The sequence below is a fragment of the Xanthomonas sp. CFBP 8152 genome (assembly GCF_014199025.1).
GTDB classification, from domain to species: domain Bacteria; phylum Pseudomonadota; class Gammaproteobacteria; order Xanthomonadales; family Xanthomonadaceae; genus Xanthomonas; species Xanthomonas arboricola_B.
Genome location: NZ_JACHNO010000001.1, coordinates 1,124,230 through 1,137,883 on the forward strand (window position 1 = coordinate 1,124,230; position 13,654 = coordinate 1,137,883).

Consider the following 13,654-nt stretch of genomic DNA (forward strand, 5'->3'; position numbering starts at 1 on the left):
GAGCGCAGGCGTCACGTTGTTCTCCCGGCCGGGGCCTGAGATGCGGCTCGGTCTCAAGCTGTTTCTGGGCTTCTTTCTGATCGTCGGATTGGCCGCGTTCTTCGTGATGCGGGTGTTCGTCAACGAGGTCAAGCCGGGCGTGCGCCAGGCGATGGAATCCACGCTGGTGGATGCGGCCAATGTACTGGCGGAAATGGCCGGCGGCGAGCTGGCTGCCGGCACCATCGCCAACGGCAGTTTCGCGCGCAACCTGGCGCAGGCGCAGCGGCGCGATCCCAAGGCCTGGGTGTGGCGGTTCCGCAAGAACAACGTGGCCTACCGCGTCACCGTGACCGACGCACGCGGCGTGGTGGTGTTCGATTCGCTGGGGCGCGATGTGGGCCGCGACAACTCGCGCTGGAACGATGTCTATCGCACCTTGCGCGGCGAATATGGCGCCCGCTCCAGCCCCGAGGTCGATGGCGACCCGACCGCCACGGTGATGCATGTGGCCGCGCCGATCTATGCGCCGAATGACCCGGCCAGGTTGATCGGCGTACTGACGCTGGCGCAGCCCAATCGCAGCATCGACCCGTTCATCGAGGCCAGCCAGCGCAACATCCTGCAGCGCGGTGCCTGGCTGATCGGCATTTCCGCGCTGATCGGCATCTGGATGACCTGGTGGCTGATGCGCGGCATCGGCCGGCTCAATCGCTACGCGCAGGCGGTGAGTGCGGGCGTACCGGTGCCGCCGCCCAAACCGCGCGGCGATGAAATCGGCGACCTGGGCCAGGCGCTGGAAAGCATGCGGCGCAAGCTGGAAGGCAAGGCCTACGTGGAGCAGTACGTGCAGTCGCTGACGCACGAGATGAAGAGCCCGCTGGCGGCAATCCGGGGTGCGTCCGAATTGTTGAGCGAGCCACTGCCGGAAGCCGATCGCCAGCACTTTGTCGCCAGCATCCGCGCGCAGGAGCTGCGCCTGACCGAGACCATCGACAAGCTGCTCGCACTGGCCGAGGTGGAACAGCACGGCTGGCTGCAGACACGCGAGCGTATCGCGGTGGCTGGCTTGCTGCAGGCCGTCCTGGATGCGGTGCTGCCGCGTGCGAGAGCGGCCGGCGTGCTGCTTGAAAGCGATGCCGCATCCGCTACAGCGCGCGAGCAGTCCGTGCTGGGCGATGGATTCCTGCTGCGCCAGGCGCTGATCAACCTGCTGGAAAATGCCATCGCGTTCTCACCGCAGGGCAGCACCGTCCAGCTGCGTGCGCAGGTACTCAAGGGGCAGGTGCAGCTGGTAGTGCAGGACCGCGGCAGCGGCGTGCCGGACTACGCACTGGAACGGGTGTTCGAGCGTTTCTATTCGCTGGCCCGCCCGCAGACCGGACAACGCAGCTCCGGCCTTGGCCTGCCGTTCGTACGCGAAGTCGCGCGCCTGCATGGCGGCGAGGCCACGCTGGGCAACCGCGAGGGCGGCGGCGCGTTGGCGACGCTGCGGCTGCCGGCTGGCTGATGCAAGGCTTCGGCCCGGCACGACCGAGTCGCCGTCCGATGATCCACTTCACATTGGCTTCAAATTCGCCTCAAATCCCCGACACCGGCGCACCGCACCCTGGCGACCTCCCAGACTGAGGAAGGTCGATGAAATCCCTGAAACTGTTGTTGCGCTTCGCCACCATTGGCGGATTGATCCTGTTGCTGCTGATTCCATTGCTGTTGATCCGCGGCACGGTGCAGGACCGTGCGCGTTACCGCGACGAGGCGGTGGAGCGGGTGGCGCAGAGCAAGGCCGGCGAGCAGCAGTTCATCGCGCCGGTGCGGGTGCTGCCGTTTACCGAGGACGTGCAGGTCACCGAGCCCGACGAACAGGGCAACCCGCGCAAGGTCTGGCGCAAGCGCGAGGGCCAGCTGCTGCAGACCCCGCGCACGCTCACCCTGAGCGGCGAGCTCACTCCGTCCGAGCGCAAGATCGGCCTGTTCCGCGTGCAGGTGTATTCGTGGAAGGCCGGGCTCAAGGCCGAGTTCGACCCGTTCGCCTATCCGGCCGTGGCCGGTCGCAGCTATGGTCGGCCGCATCTGGCGGTGGGCATTTCCGATGTGCGCGGCCTGGTCGGCACGCCGAGCCTGCGGGTGGACGGCCGCAGCTTGCCGCTGGAGAGCGGGGCCGGCGGCCTGGCGGAGCGCTCGGCCGGTATCCATGCCGATCTGCAGCCGTTGAGCGATGCGCTGGCCGGCACGCTGGGCGATGGCAACCTGGTGGAGATGTCCTTCGTGCTGGATGGCACCCGCAGCCTGGCGATCGCACCGATTGCCGACAACAACGACATCGCCCTGCGCTCGGCCTGGCCGCATCCGCTGTTTGGCGGGCGCTTCTTGCCGAATGCGCCGACGATCGGCCAGCGCGGTTTCGATGCGAGTTGGTCGTTGTCGTCGCTGGCAACCGGTGCGCAGACGCAGCTGCAGTCCAGCCAGTCGGCGCTGGATACGCTGGAAGTGCGGCTGGTCGATCCGGTGGACGTGTACACCCAGGCCGACCGGGCCAGCAAGTACGGCATCCTGTTCGTGGTGCTGACCTTCGTGGCATTCGTGTTGTTCGAGTTGATCAAGCGTTTGCCGATCCATCCCCTGCAATACCTGCTGGTGGGTCTGGCGCTGGCGATCTTCTTCCTGCTGCTGTTGAGCCTTTCCGAGCACATCGCGTTCTGGCAGGCGTATCTGGTCTCGGCCGCGGCGTGTATCGGCCTGCAGTTCTTCTATCTGTCCGGGGTGTTGCGCAGCTGGGTGCGTGCAGCCGGGTTCTCGGCGATGCTCACCGCGTTGTACGGGGTGCTCTACAGCCTGTTGATCTCCGAAGACAACGCGCTGCTGATGGGATCGCTGCTGCTGTTCGGCATCCTGGCCAGCATCATGTGGGTCACCCGCAAGCTCGATTGGTACGAGCTTGGCAACAGCCTGCGCTGAGGCCGGCATGCGCGCTCACGCACAGTTGCACCGGCGGGCGCAGCGCTTGCTGCCCGCCGGGATCGACACGGTGGCGCTGCTTCCCGCAGCGCTGCCGCAGTCTTGGGAAGCTTCGCCATTGTCGGCCTTGCCCCTGCGCCGCGACGGACGCCGGGGGGTGATCGGCCTGCGCCTGCATGCGGGCACCGCGCAGGCATTGCGCCTGGGCGGCAGCGGGTTCCTGCAGGCGGCGCAGCGGCAAGATGTGGAGACAGACAGCATGCGTCCGCGGCGCTACGGGCCGTGGCAGCGGTTGAGCAACGGCAGCTACTGGGCGCGCAGCACCGATGCACTGCTCGGCGTGCTGCTGGCCAGCGAGGAGGCGGCGGTGTGGTTGCTGTGGCAGCAGCCGGCTGCGGCGGCTCCGGGCAATGGCGGCTGGCTGCGCTGACCCACGGCAGCGCAGCTGCGCCAGGCTGGCTTACCATGGCCGGCATGAGCGGCTCCTCCCCGATCGTCGAAACGGTGCGCGGCGCGCAGGTACTGCCGCATCTGGCTGCGGTGGCGCAACTGCGCATCGCGGTGTTCCGCGCCTGGCCATACCTGTACGAAGGCGACGCCGATTACGAGCGCGGCTATCTGGCCGCCTACGCGGCCTCGCCGGACAGCGTGTTCGTGCTGGCACGCGATGGCGATGCGGTGATCGGCGCCTCCACCGGGCTGCCGCTGCTCGACGACAGCGAGGCCTTTCATGCGCCGTTTCGTGCGGCCGGCATCGAGCCGGCCAGCGTGTTCTATTTAGGCGAATCGGTACTGCTGCCGGAGTATCGCGGGCAGGGAATCGGCCACGCATTTTTCGACCAGCGTGAGGCGCATGCGCGCGCACTGGGCCGCTTCGCGCTCACCGCGTTCTGTTCGGTGGAACGCGCGCAGGACGATCCGCGCAGGCCGGCCGATCACCGACCCAACGATGTGTTCTGGCGCAAGCGTGGCTATGCACCGCAACCGGACATGCGCGTGCAATTGGCGTGGGCGGAGTTGCAACACGGCGAGATCGACCACAGTCTGCGGGTGTGGACGCGGCCACTGCCGCCGTGACCGAGTCACTTCTTCCGCCATCGATCAATCGCAATCAGGCCAGCAGATGAAAATTGCCGTCGCCAAGTACCCGATCGGCAAACCTGCCGACTTCGCCGCGTTCGCCGCACGCCAGTCCGCGCTGGTGGGCGAGGCTGCCGCCGCCGGCGCACGCCTGCTGGTGCTGCCGGAGTATCTGGCGCTGGAACTGGGCGCGACCTTCGATACGCAGATTTCTGCCGGATTGCCGGAGTCGCTGGCGGCGATCCAGGCGCTGCGTGCGCCGTGGCTGGAGCTGTTTGCCGGCCTGGCGCGCCAGCATCGGCTGCATCTGGTTGCCGGCAGCTTTCTGCTGGACCTGGGCCAGGGCCGTTACCGCAACCGCAGCGACTGGTTCACGCCCGATGGCCGGCACGGCTGGCAGGACAAGCTGCAGCTGACCGGCTTCGAAAAGGCCACCGGGCTGATCGAGCCGGGCGATGCGCTGAAGGTGTTCGACCTGGACGGCGTGCGTGCGGCGATCGCGATCTGCTACGACAGCGAGTTTCCGCTGCCGGTGCGCGCGCAATATGAGGCCGGCGCGCGGCTGTTGATCGTGCCCAGTTGCACCGACACCGCTGCCGGGGCGATGCGGGTGCGCGTCGGCTGCCTGGCGCGCGCGCTGGAAAACCGCGTGTTCGTCGCGCAATCGGTCACGGCCGGGCAAGCGCCGTGGAGCCCGGCGCTGGACGTCAATACCGGCGAAGCGGCGGTGTTCGCACCGATGGATGTCGGCTTCCCGGCCGATGGCGTGCTGGTACAGACCCAGGGCACTGCCGTGTGGGCGTATGCGGAGCTGGATTTTGCCGCCTTCGAGGCCAGCCGCGCGCAGGCCCAGGTCGCCAACGATCGCGATTGGGTCGGTCAACTGGGCGCTCAGCTCGTGCGTGCCAGGCTGGCCACGTTCGACTGACCGGGCGCGCGGCCAGCCACTGCGCGCAGCATCAGGCGAGCGCAGTCGGTGCCCGCGACCCATCGCGCCACGCGTACGCCCCGACCGTTCTGCGCCGGCCATCACTCGCATCCCTTGCACCAACCACCAGGTTCCCATGGCCAAGAAAACCCTGATTCCGCACAGCGTCCGTCTCGAGTTCGCGCCCGGTGCGCGGGTGCACAGCAATCTGTCCGGCGCGGCCTTCACCGATGACTGGCTGTGGGTGGCCGGCGACGAGGCCTGCGCCGTGGATCGCCTGCGCAGGCTCGACCCCGTGCAGCACGAGACGTTGCGCTTCGGCCACGGGCAGAGCTTTGCATTGGCCGAGTTGCTGGATCTGCCCGGCGAGGCGGCCGAGGAGGCGGATCTGGAAGGAATGGCGCTGTCGGATGGATTGCTGTGGGTGATCGGCTCGCATGGGCTCAAGCGCAAGAACGCCAAGCGCAGTCGCGACGATGCCGAAAACGCCAAGCGCCTGACCAAGCTCAAGCTCGACGCCAACCGTCGCCTGCTGGCCTGCCTGCCGATCGAGCGCGATGCCGACGGCACCCCGCGCCTGGTACGCGAAGCCGCCGACGGCCGTCGCGCACTGCGGCTCAAGGGCGATGCCAGACACAATCAGCTCACCGACCTGCTGGCCGACGACCCGCACTTCGGCCCGTTCCTGGAGATCCCCGGCAAGGACAACGGCTTCGACATCGAAGGCATCGTGGTGGATGGCGAGCGCCTGCTGCTGGGCCTGCGCGGGCCGGTGCTACGCGGCTGGTCGGCGCTGCTGGAGATCCGGGTCCAGGCGCATGGCGACCATCTGCGGCTGGTGCCGCTGGACGAAGACGGCGCGCTGCTGCGCAAGCACTTCCTGCAGTTGGGCGGGCTGGGCATCCGCGACCTGCATTATTCCGGCGACGACCTGTACCTGCTGGCCGGCCCGACCATGGTGCTGAACGGCGAAATCCGCCTGTTCAAATGGCCTGGCGCGCGTGCGGTGCTGGCCGCCAACCAGGCGCCGGCGCGCTTTCAGCACGAGCTGCTGGAATCGGCGGTGTTGCCGCACGGCACCGACAGCGACCGCGCCGAGGCGATCTGCAATCTTCCCAGGCACCTGGCCGGCGACACGCCCAGCTGGCTGGTGCTGTACGACGCGCCCGGCCCGGCGCGCAGCGGCGGCGGCGATGACGTGGTCTACGGCGACCTGTTGCGCAACCGCTGAGGCGGGCGCGGGCAGCTCTGCGCTGGTCAAGGTAAAATCGGCCGATCCCCGTTCTGCCGAGCGCTCCATGACCTGCCGCACCCGTTTTGCCCCCAGCCCCACCGGTTACCTGCACATCGGCGGCGCCCGCACTGCGCTGTATTGCTGGCTGGAGGCGCGCCGCCGCGGCGGGCAGTTCGTGCTGCGCATCGAGGACACCGACCGTGAGCGCAGCACCCAGGAGGCGATCGACGCCATCCTCGAGGCGATGGAATGGCTGGGCCTGGGTTACGACGAGGGCCCGATCTACCAGACCCAGCGCGTCGCCCGCTACAGGGAGGTCGCCGAGCAGCTGCTGGCGCAGGGCAAGGCCTATTACGCCTACGAGACCCGCGACGAACTCGACGCCATGCGCGAGGCCGCGATGGCCAGGCAGGAGAAGCCGCGCTACAACGGTGCCGCCCGTGAGCAGAACCTGCCGTACCGCGACGACCCCAACCGGGTCATCCGCTTCAAGAATCCGGCCGGCGGCACGGTGGTGTTCGACGACCTGATCAAGGGCGTCATCGAGATCGCCAACAGCGAGCTCGACGACATGGTGATCTTCCGCCCGGACGGCTTCCCCACCTACAACTTCGCGGTGGTGGTGGACGACTGGGACATGGGCATCACCGAGGTGATCCGCGGCGACGACCACATCAACAACACCCCGCGCCAGATCAACATCTACCAGGCGCTGGGCGCGCCGGTGCCGAAGTTCGCGCACATGCCGATGATCCTGGACGAGCAGGGCGCCAAGCTGTCCAAGCGCACCGGCGCGGCCGACGTGATGCAGTACAAGGACGCCGGCTATCTGCCGCATGCGCTGATCAACTACCTGGCCCGTCTGGGCTGGTCGCACGGCGACCAGGAGTTGTTCAGTCGGCAGGAATTGCTCGACCTGTTCGACGTCAAGGACGTCAATTCCAAGGCCGCGCGGCTGGACATGGCCAAGCTGGGCTGGGTCAACCAGCATTACCTGAAGACCGACGACCCGGCCAGCATCGCCCCACAGCTGGAATACCAGCTGGCCAGGCTGGGTATCGACGTCGCCGCCGGCCCGGCCGCCGCCGATGTGGTGGTGGCGCTGCGCGAGCGCGTGCAGACCTTGAAGGAAATGGCCGAAAAAGCCGTGGTCTGGTACCAGCCGCTGGAAACCTACGACGAAGCGGCAGTGATGAAGCACCTCAAGCTGGGCGCAGAGGTGCCGCTGGGCAAGGCGCGCGAACTGCTGGCGGCGCAGGGCGAATGGAGCGTGGAGACCGTCTCGGCCGCGCTGCACGACGCGGCCGCCGCGCTGGAGCTGGGCATGGGCAAGGTGGCCCAGCCGCTGCGCGTGGCCATCACCGGCACCCAGGTCAGCCCGGACATTTCGCAGACGGTGTACCTGGCCGGACGCGAGGGCGCCTTGAAACGCATCGATGCGGCACTCATCAAGATAGGGGCGGGCTGACCGCCGGAGCCTGTGATGAAGACCAACGAACACGCCTGCACTGCACCGCATCACCACGTCGATGACGCCAACGGCTTCGTGCGCGCGGTGGAGCGGGCCTGCAGCGAGCGCGGCCTGCGGCTGACGCCGATCCGCGCCAATGTGCTGCGGCTGATCGCCGACGCCGGCAAGCCGGTCAAGGCCTACGAACTGCTGGACTGGGTGCGCGAAGGCAAGGGCGTCGGTGCCGACGCCCCGCCCACGGTGTACCGCGCGCTGGATTTCCTGATGGCCAACGGCTTCGTGCACAAGCTCGAGTCGGTCAACGCCTTCGTCGCCTGCCACCACCCCAACAGTGCCCAGCACTCGGTGCCGTTCCTGATCTGCGACCGCTGCCACAGCGCGGTGGAGCTGGAAGACCGCGACGTGGTGGCGCAACTGGAAGCGCGCGCCAAGGCGCTGGGTTTCCAGCCGCAGGCGCAGACGCTGGAAGTGCATGGCCTGTGCGCCAAGTGCGCGGTGGCCGAGTAAGGATCGCCAGGCAACGCAGGGCGGTTCACTTGGAGCGGCGAACAAACCGTCGCGGGACCTTACGCGGCATGGATGCTGCGCAAGGGCTTACAAGGACGTACCTGCAGCGTGTCCCGCAACAGTAGGCGGGCAAGGGCCTGCAGCGATGCAGCAGATCAGCTGGCGTGACGTAGTTTTGTTAGCGGCTCTCAAGTTGCCGGCAGTGCGCAGACGCAGCAATCTGCTGCAGACGGATGCGCTGTTGTTGTCACACCGACAAAGCCTCGAACAGTACGCGCGTGCACCAGTGCCATACACGCGCATCACTGGGGTCGCTAGCGACCCAACGCTTACCCCAGGTATCAAGCACCACCGCACATCACGCCGCGGCAGCGCTCTTGCATCCATAGCCCGCCAGGAACAGGGCGACCGCGCGCTGCGTCGCCTCGCGCAGATACTCGGACGAGGGGTCTTTCAGTGCGCCGAACAGGCAGGGCATCAGGGTTTCCGCCTCCAGTAGCCCGCCGAACTGCCTTGACGCGATCAGGACGTCGGCGCAGCGGATCACGCCGCGATCCATCTGCGTCTGCAGATAGCCGGCCATGCGTTGCAGGCCTTCCTCGGGGCCTGCAGTGAAGAACAGCGCCCCTACGTCCGACCGCCCAGACACGCCGATGATGGTCTGCCAGATGGTGATCGAGCTGGGCGCGCACAGGAAGCTGAGGATGTCCTCGCCGAAGCGCTGCAGGGTCTCGGCGACGGGGCCGTTGCTTTGCGAAAGCGCGTCCAGCACCGGGTCGATATAGCGGTCGGACATGTCCTTGGCAAACGCCACGAACAACTCCTCCTTGGACGGGAAGTAGCCGTAGAGCGTGCGCTTGGAGCCGCCGACGCGGGCGGCGATCTGCGACATCGAGGCGCCTTCGAAGCCTAGTTCGAGGAACACCTCGCTGGCCGCCTGCACGATGGCGTGGCGTTTTTCTTCGGTTCTGACCCGCATCAACTGGCTCCCTTGGGTGCTTAAGTATACCGACTGGGCAGGAATGCTTGACGGCTACGGATTCGCTTATTAGGATACCGAACCGTACCGTTTAGATTTAACTATTTTGCGTCCCGTCGGAGACCTCCTCGTGCGTCCTCATGCTTCGTTTCGCCTGCCCCTGCTCGCTGCTGCCGTTGCTGCCACCGTCCTGCTCAGTGCCTGCGGCAGCCCGCCGGGCGGTCCGCCGCCGGAGGAGGGCACACCCGAAATGGGCGTGCTGACCGTCAAGCCGCAGCCGGTGACCCTGACCACCGAGCTGCCCGGACGCACGGTTCCCTACCTGATTGCCGAAGTTCGTCCGCAGGTGGGCGGGATCGTGCAATCGCGCCAGTTCACCGAAGGCGGCGACGTCAAGGCCGGGCAGACGCTGTACCAGATCGATCCGGCGACCTATCGCGCCAGCTACGCCAGCGCCCAGGCCACCCTGGCCAAGGCGCAGGCCAACCTGCGCACCGCCAGACTCAAGGCCGAGCGCTACACCGAACTGGTGCAGATCAGGGCCATCAGCCAACAGGACGGCGACGACACCGCCGCCGCACTGGGCCAGGCCGAGGCCGACGTGGCGGCCGGCAAGGCCAGCGTGGAAACCGCGCGCATCAACCTGGCCTTCGCGCGTCTGGACGCGCCGATCTCCGGTCGTATCGGCCGCTCCAGCGTCACCCCGGGAGCATTGGTGACCGCCAACCAGGCCACCGCACTGACGACCATCCAGCAACTGGACCCGATCTACATCGACGTCACCCAGCCCAGCGCGGCCTTGCTCCGCCTGAAGCAGGCGATGGCGCGCGGCGATCTGGAGAAGGCCGGCGACGATGCGGCCAAGGTGTCGCTGCTGCTGGAAGACGGCAGCACCTATCCGTTGCAGGGTCACCTGGCGTTCTCCGATGTCACCGTCGACCAGAACACCGGCTCGATCACCTTGCGCGCGGTGTTCCCGAACCCGAATGCGGAGTTGTTGCCGGGCATGTACGTGCGCGCGGTACTGCAGGAGGGCATCAAGGAGCAGGGCGTGCTGGTGCCGCAGCAGGCGGTCTCGCGCAATGGCGCCGGCAAGCCGACCGCCTTCGTGGTCGGCGCCGATCACAAGCTGCAACTGCGCGTGCTGGAAACCGACCGCGAAGTCGGCGACCAGTGGCTGGTGCGCAGCGGCCTGAAGGTCGGCGAGCAGCTGGTGGTCGAAGGCGTCTCGCGCGCCCGCGACGGCATCGAGGTCAAGACCGTGCCCTGGCAGCCCAAGGGCAAGCAGGCCGCCGGTGACGGCAATGCAGCCGCCGGCACTCCTCCCGCCCCGACCGCACCGCGTGCGGCCAACTGAGGCGGGATCACACGTCATGGCACGCTTCTTTATCGATCGTCCGATCTTCGCCTGGGTATTGGCCATCATCGTGATGCTGGCCGGCATCCTGTCCATCGCCACCTTGCCGATTGCGCAATACCCCAGCATCGCGCCACCGGCCGTCGCCATCACCGCCAACTATCCGGGCGCTTCGGCGCAGACGCTGGAAGACACCGTCACCCAGGTCATCGAGCAGAAGATGAAGGGGCTGGACCACCTCAGCTACATGGCTTCCACCAGCGAATCCAGCGGTGCGGTGACCATCACGCTGACCTTCGACAACGGCACCGACCCGGACACCGCGCAAGTGCAGGTGCAGAACAAGTTGTCGCTGGCCACGCCGTTGTTGCCGCAGGAAGTGCAGCAGCAGGGCGTGACGGTGACCAAATCGGCCGCCAACTTCCTCAACGTGCTGGCCTTTACTTCCGAAGACGGCAGCATGAGCGACTCGGACCTGTCCGATTACGTGGCTGCCAACGTGCAGGAGACCATCAGCCGCGTCGAAGGCGTGGGCGACACCACCCTGTTCGGCTCGCAGTACGCGATGCGGGTATGGATGGACCCCAACAAGTTGAACAATTTCAGCCTGACCCCGGTGGATGTGCGCACCGCGATCCAGGCGCAGAACGCGCAGGTTTCCGCCGGTCAGTTGGGCGCGTTGCCGGCGGTGCCCAACCAGCAACTCAATGCCACCATCACCGCGCAGACCCGGCTGAAGACCGCCGAGGAGTTCGAGAACATCCTGCTGCGCACGCAGTCCGATGGCTCGCAGGTGCGCCTGCGCGATGTGGCACGCATCGAACTGGGTAGCGAGAGCTACAACACGGTGGGCCGCTACAACGGCAAGCCGGCGGCCGGGCTGGCGATCAAGCTGGCCACCGGTGCCAATGCGCTGGACACCGTGCGCGCGATCGACAAGAGCCTGGAGGAGCAGGAGAAATTCTTCCCGCCCGGCATGAAGGTACAAAAGCCATACGACACCACGCCGTTCGTGCGCATCTCCATCGAGCAGGTGGTGAATACCCTGATCGAAGCGGTGGTGCTGGTGTTTCTGGTGATGTACCTGTTTCTGCAGAATTTCCGCGCGACCTTGATCCCGACCATCGCGGTGCCGGTGGTGTTGCTGGGCACCTTCGGTGTGCTGGCGGCGTTCGGTTTCACCATCAACACGCTGACCATGTTCGCGATGGTGCTGGCGATCGGCCTGCTGGTGGACGATGCCATCGTGGTGGTGGAAAACGTCGAACGCGTGATGGGCGAGGAGCATCTATCGCCCAAGGACGCCACGCGCAAGTCGATGGACCAGATCTCCAGCGCGCTGGTCGGCGTGGCCCTGGTGCTGGCCGCGGTGTTCGTGCCGATGGCGTTCTTCGGCGGTTCCACCGGAGTGATCTACCGGCAGTTCTCGATCACGATTGTTTCCGCCATGACCTTGTCGGTGCTGGTGGCGATGATCCTGACCCCGGCTCTGTGCGCCACCTTGCTCAAGCCGGTGGAAAAAGGCCATGGCTTGGCGACCACCGGGTTCTTCGGCTGGTTCAACCGCGTGTTCGATCGCGGCAACAACGGCTACCAGGGCGTGGTGCGGCACATGCTGGGCAAGGGCTGGCGCTACATGCTGGCCTACGCGGTGTTGCTGGCGCTGGTGGTGGTCGGCTTCATGAAGCTGCCGGTGGGCTTCCTGCCGGACGAAGACCAGGGCACGCTGTTTGTGCTGGTGCAGTTGCCGCCCGGCGCCACCGATGCGCGCACCGGCGAGGTGCTCAAGCAGGTGGAGCATCACTTCCTGGTCGATCAGAAGGACTCGGTCGCCGGCATTTTTGCGGTCTCCGGTTTCAGCTTTGCCGGCACCGGCCAGAACGTGGGCTTTGCCTTCGTCAAGTTGCGGCCGTGGGACGAGCGCACCGGCAAGGGCCAGAGCGTCACCGAGGTGGCCGGCAAGGCCGCCGCGTTCTTCGCCGGCATCCGCGATGCCACGGTGTTCGCGTTCGCACCGCCGGCGGTGTCCGAACTGGGCAATGCGACCGGTTTCGACCTGATGCTGCAGGATCGCGCCAACCTCGGCCACGATGCCCTGATGCAGGCGCGTAACCAGCTGCTGGCCGAGCTGTCGCAGGACAAGCGGCTGGTGGCGGTGCGCCCGAACGGGCAGGAGGACACGCCCGAGTTCAAGCTGGAGATCGACTCGCACAAGGCACAGGCCATGGGCGTGTCGATCGCCGATATCAACAACACCTTCTCCAGCGCGTGGGGCAGTACCTACGTCAACGACTTCATCGACAAGGGCCGCGTCAAGAAGGTGATGCTGCAGGCCGATGCGGTGTACCGCATGAATCCGCAGGACATCGATCGCTGGTTCGTGCGCAACAGCGCCGGCACGATGGTGCCGTTCAACGCCTTCGCCACCGCACGCTGGGGTTCGGGCTCGCCGCGTCTGGAGCGTTACAACAGCGTGCCGTCGGTGGAGATCCTGGGCATGGCGATGCCGGGTGTGGCTTCCAGCGGTGAGGCGATGCAGATCGTCGAAGCGGCGGCAGCCAAGTTGCCGCTGGGCATCGGTTTCGAGTGGACCGGGCTGTCGCGGCAGGAGAAATCCTCGACCGGCCAGACCGGCCTGCTGTACGGCTTGTCGATCCTGATCGTGTTCCTGTGTCTGGCCGCGTTGTATGAAAGCTGGGCGATTCCGTTCTCGGTGATCCTGGTGGTGCCGCTGGGCGTGTTTGGCACATTGCTAGGCGCGATACTGACCTGGAAAATGAACGATGTGTACTTCCAGGTGGGCCTGCTCACCACCATTGGCCTGGCATCGAAGAACGCGATCCTGATCGTGGAATTTGCCAAGGAACTGCATGAGGGCGGCAAGAGCCTGGTCGCATCGGCACTGGAAGCGGCGCGCATGCGCCTGCGGCCGATCCTGATGACATCGCTGGCCTTCATCCTGGGCGTGGTGCCGCTGGTGCTTGGCAGTGGGGCCGGTGCAGGCGCGCAGCACGCCTTGGGCACCGCCGTGATCGGCGGCATGTTGTCCGGCACGATCCTGGCGATCTTCTTCGTGCCGTTGTTCTTCGTGCTGGTCAGCGGCTTGTTCAAGCGCCGCGCACAGCCCACTCCGCCCGCACCGCAACCGGCAGGACACTGAG

Annotated in this window: 11 protein-coding genes; 10 read left to right on the forward strand and 1 reads right to left on the reverse strand. The window is 66.7% G+C overall.

Annotated elements, in window-relative coordinates:
• The first annotated feature begins 40 nt into the window (after positions 1-40).
• From creC to FHT09_RS04735, 8 genes are all read left to right on the forward strand, one after another.
• Positions 41-1,489 (forward strand): two-component system sensor histidine kinase CreC, encoded by a 1,449-nt coding sequence (gene creC, locus FHT09_RS04700; RefSeq protein WP_104535881.1) that lies wholly within the window; start codon positions 41-43, stop codon positions 1,487-1,489.
• A 128-nt stretch (positions 1,490-1,617) separates the two neighbouring features.
• Complete coding sequence (gene creD, locus FHT09_RS04705; RefSeq protein WP_047126869.1) at positions 1,618-2,937, forward strand: cell envelope integrity protein CreD; 1,320 nt, start codon at positions 1,618-1,620, stop codon at positions 2,935-2,937.
• 7 nt (positions 2,938-2,944) lie between these two features.
• Entirely contained in the window at positions 2,945-3,367 is a 423-nt protein-coding gene (locus tag FHT09_RS04710; RefSeq protein ID WP_104606109.1) for a hypothetical protein, read from the forward strand.
• Positions 3,364-4,014, forward strand: a complete 651-nt coding sequence (locus tag FHT09_RS04715) for a GNAT family N-acetyltransferase (RefSeq protein ID WP_181141307.1) — start codon at positions 3,364-3,366, stop codon at positions 4,012-4,014. The genes FHT09_RS04710 and FHT09_RS04715 overlap by 4 nt, the downstream gene beginning before the upstream one ends.
• Before the next feature lie 46 nt (positions 4,015-4,060).
• Complete coding sequence (locus tag FHT09_RS04720) at positions 4,061-4,945, forward strand: carbon-nitrogen hydrolase family protein (RefSeq protein ID WP_104535877.1); 885 nt, start codon at positions 4,061-4,063, stop codon at positions 4,943-4,945.
• Between the two features lie 136 nt (positions 4,946-5,081).
• The gene (locus FHT09_RS04725; protein WP_104606111.1) at positions 5,082-6,176 is read left to right on the forward strand and encodes a DUF3616 domain-containing protein; all 1,095 of its coding nucleotides are present in this window, start codon (positions 5,082-5,084) and stop codon (positions 6,174-6,176) included.
• Positions 6,177-6,243: 67 nt separating this feature from the next.
• Positions 6,244-7,647 (forward strand): glutamate--tRNA ligase, encoded by a 1,404-nt coding sequence (gltX, locus tag FHT09_RS04730; RefSeq protein ID WP_166774458.1) that lies wholly within the window; start codon positions 6,244-6,246, stop codon positions 7,645-7,647.
• Between the two features lie 15 nt (positions 7,648-7,662).
• A complete protein-coding gene (locus FHT09_RS04735) occupies positions 7,663-8,157 on the forward strand; it encodes a transcriptional repressor (RefSeq protein ID WP_104535874.1) in 495 nt (164 codons plus the stop codon).
• Between the two features lie 358 nt (positions 8,158-8,515).
• Here the strand turns inward: FHT09_RS04735 and FHT09_RS04740 are convergent, their stop codons facing one another.
• Positions 8,516-9,136 carry a TetR/AcrR family transcriptional regulator gene (locus FHT09_RS04740; protein ID WP_104606112.1) on the reverse strand — a complete coding sequence of 207 codons (621 nt, stop codon included), beginning with the start codon at positions 9,134-9,136 and terminating at the stop codon, positions 8,516-8,518.
• 130 nt (positions 9,137-9,266) lie between these two features.
• Here FHT09_RS04740 and FHT09_RS04745 point away from each other — a divergent pair, with 130 nt between their 5' ends.
• Together FHT09_RS04745 and FHT09_RS04750 are read left to right on the forward strand one after the other, a co-directional pair.
• Positions 9,267-10,493: an efflux RND transporter periplasmic adaptor subunit gene (locus tag FHT09_RS04745; RefSeq protein ID WP_104606113.1), complete on the forward strand. Its 1,227-nt coding sequence runs from the start codon at positions 9,267-9,269 to the stop codon at positions 10,491-10,493.
• 16 nt (positions 10,494-10,509) lie between these two features.
• Entirely contained in the window at positions 10,510-13,653 is a 3,144-nt protein-coding gene (locus FHT09_RS04750; RefSeq protein ID WP_104606114.1) for an efflux RND transporter permease subunit, read from the forward strand.
• Position 13,654: the final 1 nt, after the last annotated feature.

Excerpts from the sequence above, each read along its gene's own strand:
- FHT09_RS04735 (WP_104535874.1), top strand. The coding sequence starts at position 7,663 with ATGAAGACCAACGAACACGCCTGCACTGCACCGCATCACCACGTCGAT.
- FHT09_RS04740 (WP_104606112.1), bottom strand. The coding sequence starts at position 9,136 with ATGCGGGTCAGAACCGAAGAAAAACGCCACGCCATCGTGCAGGCGGCC.
- FHT09_RS04720 (WP_104535877.1), top strand. The coding sequence starts at position 4,061 with ATGAAAATTGCCGTCGCCAAGTACCCGATCGGCAAACCTGCCGACTTC.
- gltX (WP_166774458.1), top strand. The coding sequence starts at position 6,244 with ATGACCTGCCGCACCCGTTTTGCCCCCAGCCCCACCGGTTACCTGCAC.
- creC (WP_104535881.1), top strand. The coding sequence starts at position 41 with ATGCGGCTCGGTCTCAAGCTGTTTCTGGGCTTCTTTCTGATCGTCGGA.
- FHT09_RS04725 (WP_104606111.1), top strand. The coding sequence starts at position 5,082 with ATGGCCAAGAAAACCCTGATTCCGCACAGCGTCCGTCTCGAGTTCGCG.
- creD (WP_047126869.1), top strand. The coding sequence starts at position 1,618 with ATGAAATCCCTGAAACTGTTGTTGCGCTTCGCCACCATTGGCGGATTG.
- FHT09_RS04750 (WP_104606114.1), top strand. The coding sequence starts at position 10,510 with ATGGCACGCTTCTTTATCGATCGTCCGATCTTCGCCTGGGTATTGGCC.
- FHT09_RS04710 (WP_104606109.1), top strand. The coding sequence starts at position 2,945 with ATGCGCGCTCACGCACAGTTGCACCGGCGGGCGCAGCGCTTGCTGCCC.